The sequence below is a fragment of the Pantoea sp. PNT03 genome, from assembly GCF_014852515.1.
GTDB classification, from domain to species: Bacteria; Pseudomonadota; Gammaproteobacteria; order Enterobacterales; family Enterobacteriaceae; genus Pantoea; species Pantoea leporis.
Window position 1 is genome coordinate 562,492 of the sequence record NZ_JACVBT010000002.1, and the last position, 23,948, is coordinate 586,439.

The following is a 23,948-nucleotide window of genomic DNA, read 5'->3' on the forward strand; positions in this document are numbered from 1 at the left end:
GCGAAAATAAAAACCACATTTTAATTATATTTTCCCAAAGCATACTGACCGTGGTCATGTTTTTACCGATTCAGAAGTGTGATGCTAATAGTGATAGCACTGATTGCGTAATGTTATTATTTAAAAGCAAATAGAAAGGCACATGACACATATTAATTTTAGTTTCATCTCGAAATGTATTAATCATAGGGGGAATTATTATGAATAAATTACACAACCTGACAATACCGATGATCATTTCCTTTATTATCATTGCGGTATCATCAGCTACCGCCATCGGCTTACTCTCTTATCATGTGGTTTCGCGCATGGTGGCATAATTGATTTCGCCAGACATCGCTAAATTAAACCAACCTTAAACGCACATAATTGTTTCCACCTAATGACCCTTATTTTGCGGAGGGTCATTATTCCCTCTTTCAGGCAATGGCATATTTTCGCCCTTTCTTTCTTATTGAGGCAGGGGCATGAATAATTGGCCAGTGCTGGGCGCACTTGTAATTTGTTTGGTTTTGATCGGTTGTGACAATAAAAGCGGTGATGAACTCAGCGCACCGCGCGTAATTAAAGCGCTAACACTGACGGAAAATACCACAGAGAAAGTCAGGGTATTTCCAGCGCGTATTTCGGCGGGCGATTACACCGAACTGGCGCTTAAGCGTACCGGGCGGCTGGCGCAGTTGCAGGTGCGTGAAGGCAGCCATGTGAAGGCTGGCGAGGTGATTGGCCGACTGATCGATACCGATGCGCAGCTGCGCGTCAACGATCAGCAGAACAGATTCCAGCTGGCGGATCGTCAGTATCAGCGCTTCAGTGCGCTGGCCACGCGCAGTGCGGTTTCGCAGGCAGATATGGATGTGCAAAAGGCGAACCGCGACTCCGCCGCCGTGGCGCTCAACATCGCCAAACAGGAGCTGGATTATCACACCTTGCGCGCACCGTTTGACGGCATCGTCACCAGCGTGGCCTCACAAAATCATCAGGTGGTCACCGCCGGACAAACGGTGGCGGTGATCAGCCGCAATGATGTGCTGGATGTGATTTTTAGCGTGCCGGAAAACCTGTTCACCAGCCTTGACGTGCAAAACGTGAGTTATCAGCCAGAGATCAGCCTGAATGCGCTGCCGGGCCGCACGTTTCGCGCGGCATATAAAGAGCATCGCGCAGCAGCTGATGCCGCCACGCTAACCTGGCAAGTGGTGCTGACGATGCCGCGTCCGACGGATTTACCGCAGGTCAGCGGACTGAGCGGCACGGTGAAAGTGCAGATGCATAACCTGCCCACTTCCGACGGCACGCCGCTGCTGCGCGTGCCGGCCAATGCGGTATTTAACCCGGATCACAGCCTGCCGAATCAGCCTTACGTGTGGCTGATCAGCGGTGACGGTGATGTGGTTAACGTTCAGCAGCAGCCGGTGGTGGTGGGAAAACTCAATGCGCAGGGCATCGAAATTCTCTCCGGCCTGCGAGTGGGCGATCGCATTGTGGTCGCGGGCGTCAGCGATCTGCGTGATGGTCAGGCGGTGCGCCTGTGGGCACGCGAGCGAGGTCTGTGATGCGCCTGCTGGAACCGTTTCTCAAATACCCGATTCGCAGTTGGCTGGTGATCCTGCTGCTGGGCGTGGGCGGCATTTTTGCGCTGCTCAACATTGGCCGTCTGGAAGATCCGCTTTTCACCATTAAATCGGCGGTGATTGTGACGCACTATCCCGGCGCGTCGGCCCAGCAGGTGGAAGAGGAAGTCACGCTGCCGCTGGAGAACGCCTTGCAGCGCTTGCCGTCGCTCGACAACGTCAGTTCGATCTCCAGCAACGGTTTGTCGCAGATCACCGTTACGATTCATAGCCACTATCGCGCCGACGACTTGCCACAGGTGTGGGATGAATTGCGTCGCCGCGTTGACGATGCCACGCGCCAGTTTCCACCCGGCGTCAGCGCGCCGCTGGTGAATGACGACTTTGGTGATGTCTACGGCTACTTCTTTACCCTTTCCGGCGAGAACTTCACCAACAGCGAGCTGCGCACCTACGCCGATCAATTGCGGCGTGAGCTGAATCTGGTGCCCGGCGTGGCGAAAGTGGCGATTGCCGGTATTGAGCAGGAGCAGGTGAATATCACGCTCTCCAGCCAGAAGATGGCGGTGCTGGGCGTGACGCCACAGCGCGTGGCCGCTTTGCTCAACAGCGTCAATGCCGTCTCCGATGCGGGCCAGATTCGCCTCGGCAATGAAGCGATTCGTTTCCATCCGACCGGCGAGTTTCACTCACTGGATGAGATCGGTGCGCTGCCAATCTCTGCGCCCGGCAGCAGCCAGCAAGTGTTGCTGCGCGATATCGCCTCGCTCAGCTATGGCGTTACCGATCGGCCGGGCAATCTCTATCACGCTAACGGCAACGCCGCGCTGGCGATGGGCGTCTCCTTTGCGCCTGGCGTCAACGTGATTGATGTCGGCGATGCGTTAAGCGCCAAAATTCAGCAGCATCAGCAGGCCAAACCGCTCGGCATCGATCTGAACGTGTTTTATAACCAGGCGCAGGAAGTGAAGCAGTCGGTGGATGGTTTCATCAATAACTTTCTGATGGCGCTGGCGATTGTGGTGGGCACGCTGCTGCTGTTTATGGGCGTCCGCAGCGGTATGGTGATCGCCGCCTCGCTGGCGCTTAATGTGCTGGGTACGCTGCTGATCATGTATCTGTTTAAGCTTGAGCTACAGCGCGTGTCGCTGGGTGCGCTGATTATCTCTCTCAGCATGCTGGTGGATAACGCCATCGTGGTGGTGGAAGGCATCAAGGTTGATCGCCAGCGTGGCAAGCCGTTGCAACAGGCGATGATGCAGATGGTGAAACGCAGCGCGCTGCCGCTGCTCGGCGCCACGGTGATCGCCATCATCGCCTTCGCGCCAATTGGTTTATCGCAGGATTCCACCGGCGAATACTGTAAATCGCTGTTCCAGGTGCTGCTGATTTCTCTGCTGCTCAGCTGGATTACCGCGCTGACGCTGACGCCGGTGTTCGTGCAGTGGATGGATGGTCGCCAGGCGATCAGCAAAGAGACCACGCAGCCGTATCAAGGCGTGGTGTTTCGCCTGTATCGCCGCGTACTCACCACGCTGCTGCGCTTCCGCATCACTACTTTAGTGCTGATGGCCGCGTGCCTGGCCGCCTCGGTCTATGGCTTCGGCTACGTGAAGCAGAACTTCTTCCCCGCCTCCAATACGCCGATTTTCTTCACCGATCTGTGGCTGCCGTATGGCACCGACATCCATTACACCGCACAAACCGCGCGCGAGGTTGAAGGCTGGATTAACCAGCAGCCGGGCGTCAGCAGTACCGTGACCACCATTGGTCAGGGCGCGATGCGCTTTACGCTGACCTACGATGCAACGCGTCAGTACAGTAATTACGCGCAGATTATGGTGCGCGTGCAGGACGCCAGGCAGCTGGAAATGCTGGCGCAGCACACCGAGCAGCACATCGGCGAGCACTTCCCACAGGTGACGGAGCGCATCAAACGCATCAATTTCGGCAGTGCCAGCGACAGTGCCATTGCGCTGCGGATTACCGGCCCCGATCCCATTACGCTACGGCAGATTGCCAGCCAGATTGACGACATTTTCCTCGCCGAGGGCAGCGCGTTTCCGCCGCGTCATGACTGGCAGGCGCGCAGTAAAGTGATTCGTCCGCAGTATTCGCCGCTGCGCGGTCAGGAGCTGGGCGTGGACAAGCGCGATATCGACCGCGCGCTGCGTATCAACTTCAGCGGTGATAGCGTCGGCTTGCTGCGCGAAGGCTCGCGGCTGATGCCGATCATGCTGCAGACTTCCGAGCTGGAGCGGCAGAATATCGACCATCTTGGCAATATTCAGGTGTGGAGTCAGACGCAGCAGCGCTATGTGCCGCTGGCCAATCTGGTGAACGATTTCCAGCTGGAATGGGAAGATCCGCTGATTATGCGTCGTGACCGCATGCGCGTCTTGACGGTGCAGACCGATCCCGATCCCGCCAGCGGCCGCACCGCCGCAGAGATTGTGGCGCGCGTGCAGCCAGCCATCGATCAGCTGAAGTTGCCCGCCGGCTATCATCTGGAATGGGGCGGTGAGTTGGAGAGTTCACGCGATGCCCAAAGCGGCCTGCTTGGCTCGCTGCCGTTAGGTTTCCTCGCGATGTTTGTGATTACCGTGCTGATGTTTAACTCGCTGCGCGATGCGCTGGCGATCTGGATTACCGTGCCGCTGGCGCTGATTGGCGTCACCTGCGGCTTCCTGCTCACCGGCATTCCATTTGGCTTTATGGCGTTGATTGGTTTGCTGAGTTTGTCGGGCATGTTGATTCGTAACGGAATTGTGTTGGTTGAGGAAACGCACCAGCTGGCGCGGCATCAGCCGTTACAGCAAGCCATTCTCGATGCCGCAACGTCGCGTCTGCGCCCGATTCTGCTCACCGCCTTCACCACCGTGCTCGGCCTGCTACCGCTGCTGCGCGATGTGTTTTTCCAGAGCATGGCGGTGGTGATCATTTTCGGTTTGGGATTCGCCACGGTGCTAACGCTGCTGGTGTTGCCGGTGCTGTATCGGAGTTTTTATCTCTATAAAAAGGATTAAGCGTTTAACACCGCACACTCCGTAGCGGCGCGATTTATCGCGCTTATCATTGGCGGCACCCTGCCCATCCAGATAATGCGCAATAAATTGCGCCGCTACGAGATATCATCAACACGTTGCCCCGCGCTCGCTAATAATATTTTTTTCAACATAAACGTCAGTGGAATCGCAAGAATTGCGCCGATGATACCCAACAAGGATTGCCAGATAAGAAACGCCAGCAGCTGTGTCGTAAGTGCCATATTCAATCGTTTGCCCAATAACAACGGCTCAATGACTGAACTCAGAATTAAATTCAACGCCACGAAGAACAGTGCGACCACCAATGCAGTTTGAATATCGTACAGCATATAACTTTGCAGCACTGGCGGAATGGCCGCCATAAATGAACCCAGCACCGGAATATAGTTGAAGACAAACATCAACACACCCCAGAAAAAGGCGAACTTCAGGCCAAGAAGATGAGCACCCGCCCAGACAATAATGCCGCCGACAATACTGGTCAGGGTTTTAACCTGAGCATAAACGATAACGCTTTGCACGCCCTCTTCAAGCGCCACGTAATAGCGCTGATATTTCCCTTCGGCCTGTTTACGTAGCAAGATTTTTAAATTTCTCATTTCATACAGCATGAAAAACAGCATCAGAAATACCATCAGCCACCAGGAAAGAATGCTGGGTATTTGCGTGAGAAAACCCGTGACAAAACGCACCACCGCACCCGCATCAATAAACGCCAGCATGTCGTTAGGCGTTAAAACCAGGCCCAAATGACTAAACGTCTGCGTCACCGGCTCGAAGCGTTCGGCCAGTAGCTGCGGTGCCTGACGGCTGAGCTGGATTAAATCGGGGGTTAATACGGTGAGTTTGATGATGGTGAACACAATCACCAGTAACAGCAGCACAATCACCAGCAGCGATGACAGCAGACGCGGCACGCGTTTTCTTTCGAGCCGACTGATTAACGGATCGAGCATAATCGCCAGAAACAGTGACAGCATTACCTGATTAATTAATGCCGATGCCAGATAGATACCGGTAAGAATTATGGTCAACGTGGCGAGAATTATCAGTACGCGCAAAAGCCTTGACCATAAAGGAAACTCGTTCAGTCCCATTATTAAGATCCTTCATCCTATACAAAATGTATTATAGAGAAAAACCTGTGCGCTGGGCCTTGTTTGAGGTCAAGTGACGAAAAACATTCAGGCCGTAAGAGAAACGGCCTGAATGTCACGCGCTATTAATTGATTCTGAATCTCCGCGTTAATGGCTTTTCGATTTCGACAATTAAAAACATCACGAAGCCAATGATCAAGGTAATAATCCAGTAACGTAACGGTAGCGCGGTGGTACCAAACAGCAGCTGCATAAAGGGCGCGTAGATAATCAGCAATTGCAGAACTAACAGCACGCCGCTGACGATCCAGATGCCTTTATTCATCAGCAAACCTTTGCTCAATGAGAAGCCGTCGGAAACACGACAGTTCAGCATATAAAACCACTGCGCCGTTACCAGTGTTTGTAATAAAACGGTACGAATAAATTCCGGTGAATAGCCGCGCGGTTGCAGCCAGGCTTCCAGTACAAAAGCGCTGATGGCGATCATCGAACCGACAAAAATCACGCGCCAGATGGCGAAACCATCCATCACATGCAGTTTGGGATCGCGCGGCGGACGACGCATGATATTTTGCTCACCCGCTTCAAACGCCAGGCCGAAGGAGAGCGTGGCGGAAGTCGCCATGTTCATCCACAGAATCAGCACCGGGGTCAGCGGAATGAGATTACCGGCCAGCAGGGCAATGATGATCAGTAAGCCCTGCGCGAGGTTGGTCGGCATGATGAACAAAATGGTCTTTTTCAGGTTGTCATAGACACGGCGCCCTTCCCGCACCGCGCTGGCGATGGTGGCGAAGTTATCGTCCGTCAGTACCATATCGGCGGCTTCTTTAGTTACTTCGGTGCCTTTAATCCCCATGGCGATACCGACATCCGCCTGCTTCAGCGCGGGCGCATCGTTAACGCCATCGCCGGTCATCCCGACCACCTCTTTTTTGCTTTGCAGCGCCTGCACCAGACGGAATTTATCTTCCGGGCTGGTACGGGCAAAGATGTCGTACGCCTGCGCCGCCTCACTCAATTGCTGGTCATCCATCACTTCCAGCTCGCGACCGGTGATGGCGGTGCTGGCGTTACCGATTCCCAACATCTGTCCAATACTCATCGCAGTTTGCGGATGGTCGCCGGTGATCATTTTCACGCGAATGCCAGCTTGCAGGCAGTCGCCAATCGCGGTTATGGCTTCCGGTCGCGGTGGATCCATCATCCCGGCGATGCCGAGCAAAATCATGCCCTGATGCAAATCCTGATGCGTCAGCTCAGTTTGTCCTGGCGTGGCCGGTTTCCAGGCCGCCGCCACCATGCGTAATCCTTCGCGCGCATACTCCTCAATTTTGGCTTCCCACCACGGCAGATCGATCGGCTGCAATCCGGCTTCTGTTTGCTGCTGCTGACAATGTCTGAACAGTACGTCCGGCGCGCCGGTCAGCAGCACGCACTCTTCATCGCCAATCAGATAGTGCGTCGACATGTATTTGTATTGCGAATCAAAGGGGATTTTATTGCGCAGTTCGGTGGTGACTGAAGGCAGATGTCCTTTGGCGGCCAGCACTTTAAGTGCGCCTTCCGTTGGGCCACCGGTGATTTTCCACAACCCGTTTTCGTCTTTAATCAGCTGGCTGTCGTTACACAGATCGATGGTGCGCAGATAGCGCTCGAGGATCGAGCCTTGCGCCACTTTCACCGGCACAGCGTCATCGGCTTTATGGATGGCGCCCACCGGTTCATAGCTCACGCCATCAACGCGGTAAATCTGATCGGCGGTGATAATCGCTTTCACCGTCATTTCATTCATGGTCAGCGTGCCGGTTTTATCTGAGCAGATCACTGTCATCGCGCCCAGCGTTTCCACGGTAGGCAGCTTGCGGATGATCGCCTGCTGCTTCGCCATGGTTTGTACGCCAAGCGACAGAATGATCGAGATAATCGCCGGTAATCCTTCGGGAACCGATGCCACCGCAAGGCTAATCAGAGACAACATCAGCTCTGAAACCGGCATATCGCGGAACAGCAAACTAAAGACAAACAGCGCGGCCATCATCGCCAGGATGATCAGGAAAATGGCTTTACCGAGTTTATCCATCTGCACCAGCAGCGGCGTGCGGTGCTTTTCGATATCGGACATCATCTGGTTGATGTGCCCAAGTTCCGTGGCGCCACCGGTAGCGACCACCAGCCCTTTGCCGCCGCCCGAACTGACGGTGGTGCCGGAGAACAGCAGATTGGTACGATCGCCCAGCGGCAACTCGCCGATGAGCGCGTCCGTGCCCTTCTCAACCACGGTGGATTCGCCCGTCAGAATCGCTTCTTCGACACGCAGGTTATGCGCCTCAATGACGCGCAGATCCGCCGGGATGCGGTCGCCGGCGCGGATCACCACCACATCACCTGGCACCAACGCGGTGGTGGGCAGCGTCTCGTGATTACCCGCACGGATCACCACCGTTTCGCTGGAGAGCATATTGCGGATACTTTGCAGGGATTTTTCCGCATTGCTCTCCTGAATGTGGCCAATCAGGGCATTCACCACCGCCACGCCGAGAATCACCAGCGTATCAACCCAGTGTCCCATGACGGCAGTTAGCAGCGCAGCGGCAAGCAAAACGTAGATCAGCACATCGTTGAAGTGAGCGAGAAAACGCAGCCAAACCGGCTTGCCGGGTTTCTGTGGCAGGGCATTTTCCCCGTACTGTGTTAGGCGCGCCGCCGCTTCAGCACTACTGATTCCCTCGGTGGAACTTTGCGTACTGGCCAGCGTTTCATCGACAGAAAGTTGATAATAGGTACTTTCCGGTTTAGCAGTATTCATCGCTTTCTCCTCAAATCCTGTTTCGGAAATCAAGGCGGTGATATCCCGTATTTAACAAGTCGCCATTGAACGAAAAGATCAGACCTGACTTATCCGGTGGAAGAAGCGGTCCGTTTCAGATTGAAAAATATGTCGTTAATGGCTGCTCAGCGGCAATGTAGCAGCCCTATTTTCTATACGAAATTGAAAGTTTTTTGTAAAATGAACGCTATAAACGTAGCACAGGGATATTCAACGCATTCATTTCTCAATAAAAGTCGCGAGGCGGAAACCATTTATCTCACCAGACTTATCCGATCGCGGATAATAATAAAAATATAGTGTGATAATTCATAAGGCTGGGTAATTCAAAGCCAATATTCAGGTTACTTTAATCTGATATTTTATATCGATATTGCGGATTAAATATCCATGAAAATCAGTTTTATTAGATTTAAATCTGGTTAATTTCATCAAAAATATTACAAGCTATCAGGCTTTACTTTTTTTGACATCTGCGTCTATGCTCATCGATAACAAAAACATCATGTTAATACTTCTCACCTTTCAAGACGATGGCGCAGTTTTTCTGTGGTCATGGTTAATGGAGGCAACGATGTATGGTTATAGCCTGCTCCGTCTGAGTCTTTATGTTGTCATTGCGATCGTTACCTGCTCCGCCGTAGGACTATTCACCTACGCGGTTGTCTCTATGCTTGGTAATTAAATTATCCACTCACATTATTGCCAACAATGGATTCGTTGTTGCTGAGGATAAAACAGTGACTCGTTATATTACGCTGACTGCCATTGTTATATTTTTAACAACGGGTTGCGATCAAAAAACACAAGAAGTTACGCCACCGCCACGCATGGTGAAAGTCGTTGAAGTTGTGGCGTCCGGCGAATCTCAACAACGTATCTTCCCGGCGCGCATTGAATCCGGCGACTCCACCGATTTGTCGTTCAAACGTGCAGGACAGATTGAATCGCTGGATATTCGCCAGGGCAACCGCATCGAGCAGGGCCAGCTCATCGCCAGGCTTACGGCGCGGGAAGCACAGCAGCGCGTTAATGAGCGCCAGACCGCCGCCACCCTCGCCCAGCGGCAATTTGCCCGCTTCCAGACGCTCTCCGGCCGCCAGGCGATTTCGCAGGCAGACATGGACGTGCAGCGCGCCAACCGCGATGCGGCCAATGCCGCGCTACAAATTGCCCGTGAAGAGTTAAGCCAGATGACGCTAACCGCGCCGTTCAGCGGCGTGGCCGCCGTGGTTAACGTGCGCAATCATCAGGTAGTTGCCGCCGGACAAACCATTGCCACCTTGACTCGCAACGATCTGCTCGACGTGGTGTTCAGCGTACCGGAAAACCTGTTTACCGCGCTGGATATGCGCAACCTGACCTATCGCCCGGTGGTGCGCATCAACTCGCTGCCGGATCGCGAATTCCAGGCCGAGTACAAAGAGCACACCGGCAGCAGTAACAGCAACTCGCTGACGTGGCAGATCATTTTAACCATGCCGCGCCCGGCCGATTTCCCGGCGGTGGGCGGCGTCAGTGGCACGGTAACCATTAACCTCGCCAATCTGCCCGCCAACGTGAACCGTGAATCGTTGGTGGTGCCGGTGGAAGCGGTGTTCAATCCCGATAACAGCCAGCGCAATGAACCGCATGTTTGGGTGGTGCAAGGCAGCGGCGATCAGTTGACGTTAGAGGATCGCAAAGTCAGCGTGGGCGAAGTGACCGATCGCGGCGTGGTGATTTCCGCCGGGCTGCACGCCGGTGAACGCGTGGTCGCTGCTGGCGTCAACGAGCTGCATGCTCAGCAACCGGTACGCATCTGGACGCGTGAGCGGGGGCTGTAATGGATATCTCCCGGCAGTTTATCGATAATCCGGTCCGCGTCTGGCTGGCGATTCTGTTACTGGGCGTCGGCGGCATTTTTGCTCTGCTCAATATTGGCCGTCTTGAGGATCCAGCCTTTACCATTAAGACCGCGGTGGTTGTCACCCACTATCCCGGCGCGTCCGCGCAGCAGGTGGAAGAGGAAGTCACCTTGCCACTGGAAAATGCGCTGCAGCAGTTGCCCTATCTGGACAATGTCAGCTCCATCTCTTCCAACGGCCTGTCGCAGATTACCGTCAACATTGACTCGCGTTACCACTCCAACGCGTTGCCGCAAATCTGGGATGAACTGCGGCGCAGAGTCGGCGACGCGGCGCGTTTCTTTCCTCCTGGCGTGGCCGCGCCGTTCGTTAACGATGATTTTGGCGATGTGTTTGGTTTCTTCTTCGCTATTTCTGGCGACAACTTCAGCAACCCGGAACTGGTGCAATACGCGGAGCAGCTACGGCGTGAACTGGTGCTGGTGCCGGGCGTGGGCAAGGTGGCGCTGGGCGGCGTGATCCCACAGCAAATTAATATCGATGTCTCCTTAACGATGATGGCCGCGCGCGGCATTACGCTGCCGCAGCTCGCCAGCGTGCTAAGTCGACTCAACGTGGTCTCCAATGCGGGCGACATCAAAGCCGGCACGGAATCGATCCGTCTGCATCCAACCGGCGAGTTTCAGAACATCGAAGAGTTGGGCGACTTGCTGGTCAGCCCGCCGGGCGATCACGCCACCACCCGATTGCGCGATATCGCCTCGCTGTCGCGTGGGCTGAGTGAATCGCCCTCCAGCATTTACCACGCCAGCGGACGTCCGGCGGTCACCATGGGAATTTCGTTTATTCCCGGTGTGAATGTGATTGATGTCGGGCGCGCGCTGGAGGCCAAACTGCAGCAGATGTCGGCAGAAAAACCGGCGGGCATTCAGATCAATGTGTTTTACGATCAGGCCGCCGAAGTGGCGCACTCGGTGAATGGCTTTATTACCAACTTCCTGATGGCGCTGGCGATTGTCGTCGGCGTGCTGCTGATCTTTATGGGGGTGCGCAGCGGCATTATCATCGCGTTGTCGCTGGCGCTCAATGTGCTGGGCACGCTGCTGATCATGTATCTGTGCGGCATTGAGTTGCAGCGCATTTCGCTGGGCGCACTGATTATCGCGCTGAGCATGCTGGTGGATAATGCGATTGTGATTGTCGAAGGCGTGCTGATCGCGCGTCAGCAAAACTCGCCGCTGATGACCACCATCAACTTTGTGATTCGCCGCACCGCCTTCCCGCTGCTGGGCGCGACGATTATCGCCATTCTGGCGTTTGCGCCGATTGGTCTTTCGCAGGATTCCACCGGCGAGTACTGCAAATCGCTGTTCCAGGTATTGCTGATTTCCCTGCTGCTGAGCTGGTTCTCGGCGCTCACCATCACGCCGGTGCTGATCAAATGGTGGCTGTTTAAAACACAGGAACCTACTAAAGCTGCGGCTGAAGTTTCACCTTATGACGGCGGTTTTTATCGCCTTTATCAGCGCATGTTGCAGGTGTTGCTCAGGCAAAAAACCCTCACGCTTTCGCTGATGGCGGTGCTGCTGGCGCTGGCGATTTGGGGCTTTGGATCGGTGCGACAAAACTTCTTCCCTTCAGCCAATACGCCGATCTTCTTCGTCGATCTCTGGCTGCCGTACGGCACCGATATCAACGCCACCGAGCAGATGGCCAGCGACATTGAAAAATCGATTACCGGGCAGCAAGGCGTGGTGTCTACCGTCACCACCATTGGCCAGGGCAGCATGCGCTTTATCCTCACTTACAACGGGCAGCGTCAGTACAGCAACTATGCGCAAATCATGGTGCGCATGGACGATCAGCGTAATATCGGCGCGCTGTCACACCGTATTGATGCCTACATCGCTCGCCAGTATCCGCAGGTCAATGCCAGCACCAAACGGGTGATGTTTGGTCCTTCGGGCGGTAGCGCAATTGAGGTGCGTATCAAAGGTCCCGATCCCGACAGAATGCGCCTGATCGCCAGCCAGGTCGGCGACATCCTGACCGCCGATCCCGCCACCGACAGCGTGCGCAACGACTGGCAAAACCGCAGCAAAGTAATTCGCCCGCAGTTTAACCTGGCGCTGGGTCGCGAGCTTGGCGTCGATAAGCAGGAGGTGGATAACGCGCTGGAGATGAATTTCACCGGCAGCCGCGTTGGGCTGTATCGTGAAGGCGCTGACCTGCTGCCAGTTATCGTGCGGCCACCGGCCAGCGAGCGGCAGGACGCCAATCATCTCAATAACGTGCTGGTGTGGAGCCAAAGCCAGCAGCAGTACATCCCGCTCAGCAATGTGGTGAGCGGTTTTACGCTGCAATGGGAAGATCCGCTGATTCTGCGCCGCGATCGCAGCCGCGTACTCACCGTGCAGACCGACCCGAATCCGCTCAGCAATGATACCTCCGGCGATATTGTGGCGCGCGTGAAGCCGCAGATTGAGCAAATCTCGCTGCCGCACGGCTACAGCATTGAGTGGGGTGGCGATGCGGAGAGTTCCAGTGAAGCGCAGCAAGGCGTGTTTACCTCGCTGCCGCTGGGTTATCTGGTGATGTTCGTGATCACCGTGCTGATGTTTAGCTCGCTGAAAAACGCCGTCGCTATCTGGCTGACGGTGCCACTGGCGCTGATTGGCGTGACGCCGGGCTTTTTGATCACCGGAATTCCGTTTGGCTTCATGGCGTTAATCGGCCTGCTGAGTCTTAGCGGTATGTTGATTCGCAATGGCATCGTGCTGGTCGAAGAGATTGAACAGCAGAAACTTGTAAAGCCGCAGGCTGACGCGATCATCTACGCCGCCACCTCGCGTCTGCGCCCTATTCTGCTGACCGCCTTCACCACCGTGCTCGGGCTGGCGCCGCTATTGCGCGATGTGTTCTTCCAGAGCATGGCGGTGGTGATTATGTTTGGTCTGGGTTTTGCCACGGTGCTAACGCTGCTGGTGCTGCCGGTGATTTACGCCTGTTTCCATCGCCAAACGGTGGCTAGCGCATCATGAATGTGACCGGCCTCAACGTGATTAAAACGCTGGGATGTATGACGGCGGTGACATTTTTCACCGTGTACAACACCTGGGATCGCTACGATTACGATTATCACTGGATTCTGGCGTTTCTGACCTTTATCTCCACCATCGCGACGCCGCTGTTTTTTGTCGTCGCCGGGATAATGGATGCCCGTTCCGAGCAGGATGTTAACTGGCAGATAGGCAAGATTCGCAATTTGGTGATCGTGTTTCTGTTCTGGATGACGGTCTATTACCTGTGGGAACCCTATCAGCGCGGCTACCTGATCCAGCCGTGGTTCATCTTCTCGTTCATTATCATCTACAGCTTTCACCCGCTGATGATCTGGCTTAGCCTGCATCGACGCGCGTTCATTGCGCTGGTGTTTGCGCTGCTGGCGTTCTCATATGGCTACGATTTGCTGGCGGTGCTGCATCCGGACGACCCGCTGTTCCGGCTTGAACCGCAGTATCGGCTCTGGACCTGGCTGCTGTTTTACTTAACCGGCCAGCTGTTGTGCGATCCGCTAATTAATGACTGGATGGAGCGCAAAAAAGTGGCGCGCGGTGCGGTGATCGCCCTGCCCTTTATCTATCTGTTTACCTGGTTTTATGAGCAGCACTTCTTCTTCGCGCTATTCAAAGCCGATCGCAACGCCTTTATTCTCACCGGCTCGCAGATTTATCTGCTGGTGGTGGTGCTGGTGATTGCCGCCAGTCAGGTGCGCTTTCGCCGCAATGTGGCGGTTAAAGAGACCATTCTGGCGACCATCAGCAAAACTATGACCGGCGTCTATATTCTTCACTACTCGGTTTTCCATCTGCTCACCGCGCTGATTCCCATCACCTCGCTGGCGACTAAGCTGACGCTGATTGCCGTGACCTTTGCCGCTTCGGTGCTGCTCTCCAGAGTGATCCTCGCCAGCGGCTGGCTGAAAAAAGTCATAACCCTTTGATGCAGGCCGGCAGATTGCTCTGACTGCTGCAGTCAATGCGCCCCTTGATTTGCAACATCATGTAATCGAAAAACGGATTGGAGGTGTTGCGCATCAGCGTATCCAGCCCAACGATCAGGCTGGCGGTTTCACCGCGCAGCGAGATGGTGCCAAAGCTAATGCCATAACGATTCTTTTCCGTTGGCTCGCGGCCATACAGCGAGTCGCTGAGTGGGAACGGCACGGCAATGTGCGACAACGAATAGGTATCCTGCGGCCAGGCTTCATGCATCGAACGCACGATCTCTTGCGTTTGATCTGCCGCTGTAATGCGCGCCACGGTTTGATAGGTGGTCGGTGACGCGTTGGTGATGACCGTTGAGGCATAGCGGCGCGGCGCAGGCGGCAACAAATTATTGACCGCTGAGTAGAGCGCGGGCCTGAACAGCGCGCGCAAGTTCGCCGCCTGGTTGACGTCGAACATCACCAGTTCACTGCCGTTATCCGGCAGATAGCGATAGAACGCATTGACCACCGCGCGGGTGCTGACGGTGGAATCCAGCACTGACTGGAAGGTCAGCACCGGAGGAAACGCCGGCATGCTGCCGCCGCGAATCACATGCAGCAGCTGATCCTGCATCGCCAGCGTCAGCAACCACGATTGCCGCGCCGCGCGCACCGGGAACGAGTTGTACTTGAAGGGATTGTATTCCGGAATGATGCTCAGCCACGCCGCTTTGGCGAAGCCGGGAATGATAGCGGGCCAGCCGGCTAAGCCGGCAAATCGCGCATAGGCGGTGACGCCAATCATCGGTGACAGCAATACCAGCTGTTGCGGCTTGCGCAGCGCGTTATTTTGCAATGTATCGAGGCTGTATTTCACCGCCAGCGCGCCGCCGTTCGAGTATCCAACCAGATGCAAAGGTACGTTGCTGCCCGCCAGGCGTGTCGCTTCGCGCACCGCTAAGCGGGTTGCCGCCATCCACATTTGCCAGTCAACTTTGGTGAGCGAACCGGGCGCCGTGCCGTGTCCCGGCAGTCGCGGCACTACCGCCACAAAACCCTTCTGCTGATACGCCTGCGCCAGATAGCGCATGCTGTACGGCGAATCGGTTAATCCATGCAGCAGCACCACCGCACCTTTCGCTTTTCCTTCTGGCTCAAGGATATATGAGCGATTCCAGTCGGTGTCGAATCGCGCCGGATAAACCGGGCTTTGCGCGTTAAAGCGGTTGAGCGCCGTTTTCTCATCGCCACTAAGCTGGTCGGTCACGTTGAGCTTCATGTCGTGGAAAATCGCTGCTTCACGCGTCAGATAATCCGCGAAGCTGGCGCGATCGATCTCATCCACCGACATTTCATCCGCCGACCACGTATGCCAGCGATGCAGCGGCGGTCCCTGTTCGGATTGATAACCACGGATCACCAGGAACATCACCAGCAAAGCCAGCAAGCCTAACGCTACGCGCTTGAGCACTTTGCTGATGCGATCTTTATGCAACGCGTTGACGGAATCAGAAGGCATAGCGAACCCAGGCAAACAGCACGTTACCGTTATTGTAAGTGCCGGGAATATAGGTGAACTGCACGTTGAAACGTTTATAACCAGCGGAGAACAGCGGCAGCACGATAGGCAGCGGCACGTAATTGGCGAAGTCATCGCGCGCGGTGATACCGGCGGTTAGCCCAAGTCCGAGACGAAAATCGCGCGATTGATCCAGATACCAGCCTTTCTCCCAGCCATAACCAATGATCGGCTGCCATTCGTTATGGGAATCTTTAAACGCCATCGCGTAGAGCGCGCTCCAGTTACCGTCTTCATTGATGCGCGAGACGCCCAACCCGCCGCCCCACGGCGTTTCATTGTAGTTATCGGTTTTATCTTTATCGTATGCAAAACGAGCATGCCAGCTGATGAAAGGCAGATAGAGATCGTAATACTGCGGTTCCTGCCAGGTTTGTGAAACGTCCTGCTTGAGCCATTCCCAGCCATCGCTGATCGTGTTGGCCGCCGAGGCGGGACAGACAAACAGGGACAGAGTAAGCAACCAGGCCGCCTGAAGAGTACGCATCATGTATGCCTCTGAAATTCACCGCCGCGAAAAGGAGTGGAAAAGCTGATGTGCTCACAAAGCAGATCAAGCCACTTAACCGGTGAGATTATAGTTGCTTGTTATTGCTATAAGTAGCATCACCACGCAGATAACAAACCACCTTGTGATAATCGGCGCGGCAAAGCGCAGCCAAAGATGAAGCGTGACCGGCCGTTCAGCCATCCAGGTCTTTAAATGGTTAAAATAAATAAACATATTCGTTGCTAAATTATTATCGCTATGTCTTAATGCGTCATCGGTTTGGAACACAGACCTTATGAAAGCAGTTTTAGTAAAGCAGTCCTCAGTTCAAGTGTTATCCCTAGATATCCTTCTTCGAGAGCCTCCTCCTAAGTGCCCAATAAGTAAATCTTTCACTTCAGGCCAATTTTCGCCGCTACAAGTGGCTCATCAATTAAGGAATTATCTATGTCTAACAAAATGACTGGTTTAGTAAAATGGTTTAACTCTGATAAAGGTTTTGGCTTTATCACTCCTAACGATGGCAGCAAGGATGTTTTCGTCCATTTCTCTGCAATCCAGAGCGACAACTACAAAACTCTTGATGAAGGTCAGCAAGTTTCCTTCACCATTGAAAATGGCGCCAAAGGCCCAGCAGCGGGCAACGTTACTCCGCTGTAAGCCGCGCTCATTATCAGCAGCGCTTACAATAGCGATGAAGACAATAGTCTGAGCAGATAAGAACCGCTGATAATAAAAAAACCCGCCTCGTGCGGGTTTTTTATTGCCTGAAATTTGGTGTGACTAAGGTTTGCGTAGTGAATAAACTGCTCGCCAGCGGAATTTACGTAGTAGCAGCGCCTTCCAGTCGTTAAAGCTGCAATGCAGGTAATGTACGTCTGTGGTTGTGCGACTTTACTCGGATCGAATGTGGCATTAGCCAGTATCTTGCGCACAGCTCAAGCCCAACTCTGCATAGAAGATTACGGTTTTGAATCTAAGAAAAAATGAGGTAGGTTTTTTTTTGCCTTATCCACAAGCGAAGAGCTGTAAAAACAACGATGTTAGAATTGCTTGTTTATAAAAATCTTTTTAAGCGTAGCTTTGATGGTTATATTTACTACGATTTGATTATGTGCGTAGCCAGGAAGTTACCGCTAATCCAGGTATCTAACGTAAACCAAGGGAATGAAATTAATGAGAGCAGTCGAGTTATTGCAGTACATTCTGAAGCCAGGCACTGGACGAGAATTCCATACAATCATGGTTGAAATAAGTGCTCCTCTCCATCGTGGAGCGGATATCGACATCATTGCATTTGGCAACTCGATTCATGATGAGGATTTTTACTTTCTGATTCGGGCATTTGATGATATTGAACATATGAAAGCGTCTCAGGAAAAATTTTATATGAGTGATAAATGGCCCTCGAGAAGCAATCATCGAACGAATTCAAACCAGCGTAAAATCGGTATTGATGCTACCGACTATGGCAATTGAGGCGCTTAGAAGTAATTAAAAACAAGGTGATAAAAGGGACATTACATGCATTGTTGATATAAATTACCTTATCGCTTTGGATGATGAAGCGTGAAAACTATAAGATGTCACCAGATATTAGTTATGAGATACCTCGCATCACTCATGCCGGACAGCGTTAAACGCTGTCCACTTTGGCCAGAAGCCGAGGCTGTCTGTATTAAGGCATCATCAGTGCCATCACTTTTCGGAAAACAATAAAACTACTCAATGGTGGCTTAAGTGCGGATGACGCATTTAGAGGTATTCGATAATTTCAAATCCTTCGTCAACTGTAGGTTCTGAGAAATAACTCGTAATGGTATTGAACTGTTGATCTGTAGCTGCAAAGTCGTGCGTACCTTCTGCGTTACGGGCGTGTAACCGGGCTCTGCAGACTTCATCAGATACGTTCAAATAATGCAGACGATTATCAGCACCTGACTCCTTAATAATACTCATCATCCATTCACGCTGTGTCCGTGTGTTTGCCGGAAAGTCCAGAACAACGGATAAACCCGCTTTAAGTAGTGCCACCAGGTGGGGCTTCATAGCCCTTCTGAGCTTTGAAGAACAATGAATATAATCCGCCAATGATTGCATTTCATTTTCATAGATCGCAGCCAGCCAGTTGTCCTCACTAACAATTACGGAGCCAGGTAAAGTACCTAATTTTGCAGATAATGTGGATTTGCCTGATGCAATTTTTCCGCATAAAAGATGCAGGGTTGGTTTTGCTGAAGTTGCCACTGTGTCGAAGTCCATATTTACCTCAATGGTTTGTTCGTTAAGGCCCATTTTACTGGCGGGAAATGGCGAACGTAATCCCACCTAAAAATTGGAAGTGATGATAATGAGTGGGTGAGATTGTACTGAGCCGGTTGCTGCATTTTTCCAGGCTAACAGGCGACAACATAAAAATCAGCTTTTTTTTAAATTTTTACTTTTAAACGTCCGCTGCTCGCTCAAAGCTGCCCATTAACGCCTCTCTGCTTAAATAACAAGCGTACAGAGAGAAGTTTTCCTTTTGCTAATCGGATCCCCTAAACTCCATCGTGTAGATCGCAACATATGGGCATTGACCTTAAATGAATTTACCATCAGAAAATTAGACTCGTAACTTAAAGCCATTGCCACAATCTCCATCAGTGTCTGTTATGAGAGCCTTTCATTTAGTTCACGCTGACGCGCCAGACAGCTTCACCGGACGTAGAAAGTGGACACCGGTTAATAAGAAGGAAATAGGATGCTTTTGCCCGGTTTGAATTTCACACAAACGCTACATCACCCGTCATTTCGACTATGAGCCGTCCGCTATTTGTTTCTCTGGATGGACCCAAAGGCGTTGGTAAAACCACGCTGTTGGAAGCCATCACGAAACTACTTCGGTCAGATAACATTAAGGTAATCCGGCTTTGCGAGAAAAAAAGCGATCCCTTCAGGAGAGAAACAATGGCTCTGGTGAACAGGCTGGCCAGAAATCCCTCCATGGATTTAGAGTGGGAAGTTTGTGCGCGCTTTGCTGATAGCCGTGCATGGATTTCCCAACATGTGCTGACTAAACAGCCACCGGACAGCATCATTTTGATGGATCGCTGGTACCCGTCCGATGCCGCGTTTCGCAGGATGGTTCCATTTGCAGAGATTTTACAGCTAAACATTGATCGAAATGTGCAAGCGCCGGACCTGCATGTCGGGGTTGTTACTGCGCCTGAAATTTCATGGGCAAGGGCTGCAGCCAGAACGCGCGGGTTAAGTAGTACGGTGATGCATAAACTGGAAGATCATGTAGCTTGTACTCAGTCGTTCAGGCGAGCCGTTGCAGAACACGGCTGGGTTTTATGTCGTAATGAAGGGATGATCGAACACGCAGCCATGCAGGTTGTCAATGAGATCTACAAACTGCTGAATGCCCTTTAGGCATCAGTTCTGAGACCCTTTTTCTGCCGCATTCGGTTAAACCTATTAGTGGAAACACATCACTCTGACTGCACACTGAACACATCCGTCTATGGTTATCAGTTGCTACTCGGGCAACCTATACATCGGGGCAGTCCCTGAAAGTTCTACAGACGCACGTCTTGTGGATACGCTATGGCTGGGTGGGGCTCCAGATATAACAGCGCGGTGCATAATATGCAGCTGGTGTCCGCCAACTTCCGCGTAATAAGCTGGCTTTCCGTAAATGTAACGAAACCAATATCGTTACCTGCAAAGGGTTTTATTGCATCCTTGCGCTTTCATATTTATACAGCTGTTCATGGATTACTTTAGAATTAAATATATCAGCCCTTTTTGTAGTGCCTTCCCATTATTTCACCGAGTTAATATCCATCATTGAGAAGCGCTTAACACCTTTAACATTAAACCTCTTTCATGCAAAATTGTACATAATATCACCCTGCATTAGCACCTAATAACGGCAGTGAATAGTCACTCAGAAAATATATAAATCTAAGATTTCATGACTTTTAGGAATTAACCTTTAGCTAAATCCGTCATAGCGCCTACAGTTTAAGTCGAGGTTGTCATAAACGTGAAAATGGAGGATGGTTAATGTCTTTTCAACACGACGGGAAAGGCTACGTCATTATTGGCGAAGCGGCACTGAGTATTGCCTTGGGACAGAGAGTTGTCAGCGTACAATCGCTGATTGACGAACTGGAACATATGGCAAATGCAGGCGGCAGCAAGGCAAGGTTGTCTGATATTTCTGAAGCCACAAAATGGCTGAAGAGTTTCGAAGAGCCCGATCGCGCTGTCCATAACGTGCCATACCTGCAAACGCTTGCAGGCTTGAACGACGAAACGAACTGACGCCTAAGGACGTAGTCCGGCTCTGGCCGGAAGACGACGACGAAGATGACCTCAACGGTCGCGTTTAACGTGTACCGGCTGGAGAAAATGTCAGGGACGACACTCTCCCCTTCCTTAATTAATCCCCACCTGTCATTTGGCAATATTCATTTCCCATTCCCAAATTACGTATCAAAATCTTCATTAATTGAGGCAAGTTTTGTCTTGAAAACGATTTCATTATTTTCCCTCGAAATTTGAGACTTTTCTTTATCATCAAGCAATGCGTTTACATCTGGCATAATTTAAGATAATTATCAGCAAGTTGAGCAGCAACGTTAACATGCAAAATTTGATAAACCGTAATCTCTAAACAATCTTAAAGACCTTAAGGAAGTTTGTTACTACACTATTCCTACGGTAATCGAAAATATTGGAGGAAACGCAGTGTTATTTCATGACGAAGAACAAGGCCATATCATTATTGGCGAGGCAGTGATTAATCTTGCTGTGAGTCAGAAGGAAATCAACATTCACTCCCTCATCATTGAGTTGGGCACCATGGCCGAAGGCGATGCCAGCGACAATAGACTTGCTCAGATAGCCGACGCCAGACGCTGGCTAAAAGCCTTTGTCGAAACCTCCCCACGAAACCGCGAAGAGCTACGTTGGCTTTCAGCATCCAGACATTTACGCGCTATCAACAATGATCGTTAATGGGTGACTAACGTTGATTCAGGTTAAGGATGCGCCTCAGGGCGCTCCGCATTATGTCGATAAGTAAGTGAGTTAAACAGACTTCATTCCCTGAACCTTTCAATACCCCCTCCTCCAGTTAATCGCCTCCTCTCTCTTTGTACAAATTTACCCTTATCTTCAACAACCAGAACCCGACAGCCGATCTCACAACCAAACATAACTACCTGAATAAAAAGGATAAGCATCTTTTGCTTGAAAAGAAAATCTGTACAGATAAATTAATCCTGTACAAGTTTTAAAAGATTGTCTAACTTTATGTTCAGACAGAATCGACTATCCCAACTTTTACGAGGTTCGCATGCGTCAGAGTGTTTCTAAATTTCCCGATACAGCCAGCGATATTGCACATTATTTTAGCAAAGCAAGCGCGCCAACTCAGCAAGAAACGCTAGGTCAAATTGTTGTCGAAATCCTTCGGGCAGGCAAGAACCTTAATCGTAAGGCTATCTGCACTAAACTGTTAAGACGTCTCGAAGTCGCAGCCACTCAAGAAGAAGAACGCCACTATCAGACACTAATCGGCATGCTCTTTGATCGCTAAGTTTTATCTGTTGGCGAGATAAGCCAGTCACGATCCCGTCGAAGGGATTCAGGCTTTAAACCGCTCATTAATGGATTTTTATCCATGAAAGGCGTGCCATAACAGAAATATGCGCTAAATTTAGTTTTGAATGACTTTTAACTGGGTAAATAGCCCTGAAAGCAAGGGTTTGTTTAGCCAACACCCAACGCAATAGCGTAAACATCTTTCAAACGTTGCCGCAGAAATATCTGATCACAAGGAGAGAAAATGCAACAAAGCGCACAGCAAACGTCCCGCGAAATAGACATTACTGACTATCTCCAAAACGCAGGTGACAACCTTTCTGCGGAGAAGACACTGATTGACTCCGCCATCCAGACGCTTGAGAGTCAGGGTAAGAGTGTCTCCAATAGCGCCATTATTTTGTACTTCATCTCGGAAATTGAAAATACCACGGACCCGTTGCAACTTGACGCGTTACTCAACGCGTTGAAAATGGTGGTGGGCTTTACTCCGGGTGAAGAAGAACGTTGGGCATTTTTTTACTGGTGAGTAAAGTCTCAGGGAAATGAGGATCAGTATTTTTAATATGGATGTAGCGGTCAGAAAAGCGGGGAATTGACACAACTCTCCCCGCTGATAGGCAAATAGAATAGATTGGTTTTATTAATCATCATCATTAGGCGTACGGCCTACAACGATTTCAAGGCAGTTGCGCAGCACATCGAGTTGCTCAATATCTGTCGCACTCTCCAGCTCCGCTATCAGACTCATAATGATGGCCTTGTTCGTCACTCTTCCTCTCTCTGCGATCAATGACTTTACGATGATACCAATGACTTCTTTTTCCTCTGCATACTGGTCACCGGTGCTGTGTAAATAACTCTGCAGGTCTGACTCGATAGTATTCTGCTGCATAAAATATCCTTACTGAGTTGCGCATTTTTGTCTCTCTTCCACGCACTTAAGCCCTTAGCCGGCGTTAATGTCGGGTTGAGTCGTCATTACCGAATTTGTCTATATCAAAATTTGCCATGTGCTCCCGGTCTCCAACTTTAGGGGATTCACTCTCGGCAATTTCTTTCTTAACATCCTGCGTAGCGAGAAGTATTACGCGCGCACGTTCTTCATCCTTTTCAGCCTTCAGCATGCATTCAAGCTTCGAGAGGAGCGCACGTCGCGAGATGCCGGCTTTTTCGCGCAGCAATGCTATTACCGCCTCGCCGATGAGAAGGTCACTCAACTTTTGTTCATGGTGATTTTTCATATCACTCTCTGTTCAACATTTAGTGTTGAGAAGAGAGAGAGATGCGGCTGAAAAACGCTGCAATATCATTTACTGAATGGCATTTTCCCAGGTTCTGTTGCAAGGAAACCTCACGTGTTCATAATTTAATCAGATCGTCATGCAGTAAACTTATACAATGATCGCAATGTTGTACAGCTTTATTGGCGTGAATTGATGAATATTTAATATGAGATAGGGCAAGTAAAACAGGATTGGACTTTTATGGCAGGAAAAAATGACCTCTGAAAGTGGAAATCTCTAACGCTTTCAGAGGCGATGCAAAGCATCATTCGTTACGTGCGGAGAGTACCGCTGGGTCAATTTATAGGAGATTAAAAAAAATGCACGGGTTATATTTTTTTATTTTAGCTCCTATTACAGTCATTTAAATTGCATCTTTATCAAAATGAAACCGCTTCGGTTATTTATGAAATCAATCATCAAGAATATTGATAATTTTTATTTGGCCATTCCAAATAAATGCCACTTATTAATCGATTTCTCATTTTTGAAAGAGCACGTTGATAAGTAACGCTCGGGTTTTACTGACGAGGATAAACGAAGCCAGGCAGTGATTTCAGGACTGTCTACCAGACCATTGCTGTGATGATTGAAGTGATAAAGGCCTC

General features: G+C 51.3%; 19 protein-coding genes. 12 read left to right on the forward strand and 7 right to left on the reverse strand.

The genetic code is table 11. The features are described from left to right. The first annotated feature begins 467 nt into the window (after positions 1-467). Together IB226_RS10630 and IB226_RS10635 are read left to right on the forward strand one after the other, a co-directional pair. A complete protein-coding gene (locus IB226_RS10630) occupies positions 468-1,556 on the forward strand; it encodes an efflux RND transporter periplasmic adaptor subunit (RefSeq protein WP_192235253.1) in 1,089 nt (362 codons plus the stop codon). Continuing rightward, positions 1,556-4,600: an efflux RND transporter permease subunit gene (locus IB226_RS10635; protein WP_192235255.1), complete on the forward strand. Its 3,045-nt coding sequence runs from the start codon at positions 1,556-1,558 to the stop codon at positions 4,598-4,600. Before IB226_RS10630 ends, IB226_RS10635 begins: the two co-directional genes overlap by 1 nt. A 95-nt stretch (positions 4,601-4,695) precedes the next feature. On the opposite strand, the gene IB226_RS10640 is transcribed toward IB226_RS10635, so the two are convergent. Both IB226_RS10640 and IB226_RS10645 read right to left on the reverse strand, forming a co-directional pair. Further along, positions 4,696-5,718, reverse strand: a complete 1,023-nt coding sequence (locus tag IB226_RS10640) for an AI-2E family transporter (RefSeq protein WP_192235257.1) — start codon at positions 5,716-5,718, stop codon at positions 4,696-4,698. A gap of 125 nt (positions 5,719-5,843) precedes the next feature. After that, positions 5,844-8,531: a cation-transporting P-type ATPase gene (locus IB226_RS10645; protein WP_110867122.1), complete on the reverse strand. Its 2,688-nt coding sequence runs from the start codon at positions 8,529-8,531 to the stop codon at positions 5,844-5,846. Positions 8,532-9,292: 761 nt separating this feature from the next. Between IB226_RS10645 and IB226_RS10650 the strand changes: the two genes are divergently transcribed. Genes IB226_RS10650 through IB226_RS10660 form a run of 3 tightly spaced genes read left to right on the forward strand, consistent with a single transcriptional unit; the run spans position 9,293 to position 14,402 of the window. Continuing rightward, positions 9,293-10,378 carry an efflux RND transporter periplasmic adaptor subunit gene (locus IB226_RS10650; RefSeq protein WP_192235259.1) on the forward strand — a complete coding sequence of 362 codons (1,086 nt, stop codon included), beginning with the start codon at positions 9,293-9,295 and terminating at the stop codon, positions 10,376-10,378. Next, complete coding sequence (locus IB226_RS10655; RefSeq protein WP_192235260.1) at positions 10,378-13,440, forward strand: efflux RND transporter permease subunit; 3,063 nt, start codon at positions 10,378-10,380, stop codon at positions 13,438-13,440. Before IB226_RS10650 ends, IB226_RS10655 begins: the two co-directional genes overlap by 1 nt. Continuing rightward, positions 13,437-14,402 (forward strand): acyltransferase, encoded by a 966-nt coding sequence (locus IB226_RS10660; protein WP_192235262.1) that lies wholly within the window; start codon positions 13,437-13,439, stop codon positions 14,400-14,402. Before IB226_RS10655 ends, IB226_RS10660 begins: the two co-directional genes overlap by 4 nt. Here IB226_RS10660 and IB226_RS10665 read toward each other — a convergent pair. Beyond that, positions 14,389-15,906 (reverse strand): carboxylesterase, encoded by a 1,518-nt coding sequence (locus tag IB226_RS10665; RefSeq protein ID WP_192235264.1) that lies wholly within the window; start codon positions 15,904-15,906, stop codon positions 14,389-14,391. The genes IB226_RS10660 and IB226_RS10665 overlap by 14 nt on opposite strands. After that, complete coding sequence (pagP, locus tag IB226_RS10670; RefSeq protein WP_370579606.1) at positions 15,896-16,453, reverse strand: lipid IV(A) palmitoyltransferase PagP; 558 nt, start codon at positions 16,451-16,453, stop codon at positions 15,896-15,898. Before pagP ends, IB226_RS10665 begins: the two co-directional genes overlap by 11 nt. A gap of 450 nt (positions 16,454-16,903) precedes the next feature. Here pagP and cspA point away from each other — a divergent pair, with 450 nt between their 5' ends. Both cspA and IB226_RS10680 read left to right on the forward strand, forming a co-directional pair. Then, positions 16,904-17,116, forward strand: coding sequence for an RNA chaperone/antiterminator CspA (gene cspA, locus IB226_RS10675; RefSeq protein ID WP_007885867.1), 213 nt, complete (start codon positions 16,904-16,906; stop codon positions 17,114-17,116). A gap of 516 nt (positions 17,117-17,632) precedes the next feature. Then, positions 17,633-17,935: an NIPSNAP family protein gene (locus tag IB226_RS10680; protein ID WP_370579522.1), complete on the forward strand. Its 303-nt coding sequence runs from the start codon at positions 17,633-17,635 to the stop codon at positions 17,933-17,935. Between the two features lie 276 nt (positions 17,936-18,211). Here the strand turns inward: IB226_RS10680 and IB226_RS10685 are convergent, their stop codons facing one another. After that, positions 18,212-18,718 carry an ATP-binding protein gene (locus tag IB226_RS10685; RefSeq protein ID WP_192235268.1) on the reverse strand — a complete coding sequence of 169 codons (507 nt, stop codon included), beginning with the start codon at positions 18,716-18,718 and terminating at the stop codon, positions 18,212-18,214. A 537-nt stretch (positions 18,719-19,255) separates the two neighbouring features. Here IB226_RS10685 and IB226_RS10690 point away from each other — a divergent pair. From IB226_RS10690 to IB226_RS10710, 5 genes are all read left to right on the forward strand, one after another. Continuing rightward, on the forward strand, positions 19,256-19,873 hold the full coding sequence (locus IB226_RS10690; RefSeq protein ID WP_192235270.1) for a dTMP kinase: 618 nt from the start codon (positions 19,256-19,258) through the stop codon (positions 19,871-19,873). 636 nt (positions 19,874-20,509) lie between these two features. Next, the gene (locus IB226_RS10695; RefSeq protein ID WP_192235272.1) at positions 20,510-20,770 is read left to right on the forward strand and encodes a hypothetical protein; all 261 of its coding nucleotides are present in this window, start codon (positions 20,510-20,512) and stop codon (positions 20,768-20,770) included. A gap of 426 nt (positions 20,771-21,196) precedes the next feature. After that, complete coding sequence (locus IB226_RS10700) at positions 21,197-21,466, forward strand: hypothetical protein (protein ID WP_101761242.1); 270 nt, start codon at positions 21,197-21,199, stop codon at positions 21,464-21,466. A 340-nt stretch (positions 21,467-21,806) separates the two neighbouring features. Continuing rightward, positions 21,807-22,049, forward strand: a complete 243-nt coding sequence (gene ycgZ, locus IB226_RS10705; RefSeq protein WP_101761241.1) for a regulatory protein YcgZ — start codon at positions 21,807-21,809, stop codon at positions 22,047-22,049. Positions 22,050-22,298: 249 nt separating this feature from the next. Continuing rightward, positions 22,299-22,583 (forward strand): biofilm development regulator YmgB/AriR family protein, encoded by a 285-nt coding sequence (locus IB226_RS10710; RefSeq protein WP_101761240.1) that lies wholly within the window; start codon positions 22,299-22,301, stop codon positions 22,581-22,583. Between the two features lie 114 nt (positions 22,584-22,697). Here IB226_RS10710 and IB226_RS10715 read toward each other — a convergent pair whose 3' ends face one another. Then, positions 22,698-22,949 (reverse strand): biofilm development regulator YmgB/AriR family protein, encoded by a 252-nt coding sequence (locus IB226_RS10715; protein WP_192235274.1) that lies wholly within the window; start codon positions 22,947-22,949, stop codon positions 22,698-22,700. A 64-nt stretch (positions 22,950-23,013) separates the two neighbouring features. Beyond that, complete coding sequence (locus IB226_RS10720; protein WP_192235276.1) at positions 23,014-23,298, reverse strand: hypothetical protein; 285 nt, start codon at positions 23,296-23,298, stop codon at positions 23,014-23,016. Positions 23,299-23,948: the final 650 nt, after the last annotated feature.

Bases quoted from the DNA above. Each gene is read 5' to 3' on its own strand.
- IB226_RS10630 (WP_192235253.1), top strand. From the start codon at position 468: ATGAATAATTGGCCAGTGCTGGGCGCACTTGTAATTTGTTTGGTTTTG.
- IB226_RS10635 (WP_192235255.1), top strand. From the start codon at position 1,556: ATGCGCCTGCTGGAACCGTTTCTCAAATACCCGATTCGCAGTTGGCTG.
- IB226_RS10640 (WP_192235257.1), bottom strand. From the start codon at position 5,718: ATGGGACTGAACGAGTTTCCTTTATGGTCAAGGCTTTTGCGCGTACTG.
- IB226_RS10645 (WP_110867122.1), bottom strand. From the start codon at position 8,531: ATGAATACTGCTAAACCGGAAAGTACCTATTATCAACTTTCTGTCGAT.
- IB226_RS10655 (WP_192235260.1), top strand. From the start codon at position 10,378: ATGGATATCTCCCGGCAGTTTATCGATAATCCGGTCCGCGTCTGGCTG.
- IB226_RS10660 (WP_192235262.1), top strand. From the start codon at position 13,437: ATGAATGTGACCGGCCTCAACGTGATTAAAACGCTGGGATGTATGACG.
- IB226_RS10665 (WP_192235264.1), bottom strand. From the start codon at position 15,906: ATGCCTTCTGATTCCGTCAACGCGTTGCATAAAGATCGCATCAGCAAA.
- pagP (WP_370579606.1), bottom strand. From the start codon at position 16,453: ATGCGTACTCTTCAGGCGGCCTGGTTGCTTACTCTGTCCCTGTTTGTC.
- cspA (WP_007885867.1), top strand. From the start codon at position 16,904: ATGTCTAACAAAATGACTGGTTTAGTAAAATGGTTTAACTCTGATAAA.
- IB226_RS10680 (WP_370579522.1), top strand. From the start codon at position 17,633: ATGAGAGCAGTCGAGTTATTGCAGTACATTCTGAAGCCAGGCACTGGA.
- IB226_RS10685 (WP_192235268.1), bottom strand. From the start codon at position 18,718: ATGGACTTCGACACAGTGGCAACTTCAGCAAAACCAACCCTGCATCTT.
- IB226_RS10690 (WP_192235270.1), top strand. From the start codon at position 19,256: ATGAGCCGTCCGCTATTTGTTTCTCTGGATGGACCCAAAGGCGTTGGT.
- IB226_RS10695 (WP_192235272.1), top strand. From the start codon at position 20,510: ATGTCTTTTCAACACGACGGGAAAGGCTACGTCATTATTGGCGAAGCG.
- ycgZ (WP_101761241.1), top strand. From the start codon at position 21,807: ATGCGTCAGAGTGTTTCTAAATTTCCCGATACAGCCAGCGATATTGCA.
- IB226_RS10710 (WP_101761240.1), top strand. From the start codon at position 22,299: ATGCAACAAAGCGCACAGCAAACGTCCCGCGAAATAGACATTACTGAC.
- IB226_RS10715 (WP_192235274.1), bottom strand. From the start codon at position 22,949: ATGCAGCAGAATACTATCGAGTCAGACCTGCAGAGTTATTTACACAGC.
- IB226_RS10720 (WP_192235276.1), bottom strand. From the start codon at position 23,298: ATGAAAAATCACCATGAACAAAAGTTGAGTGACCTTCTCATCGGCGAG.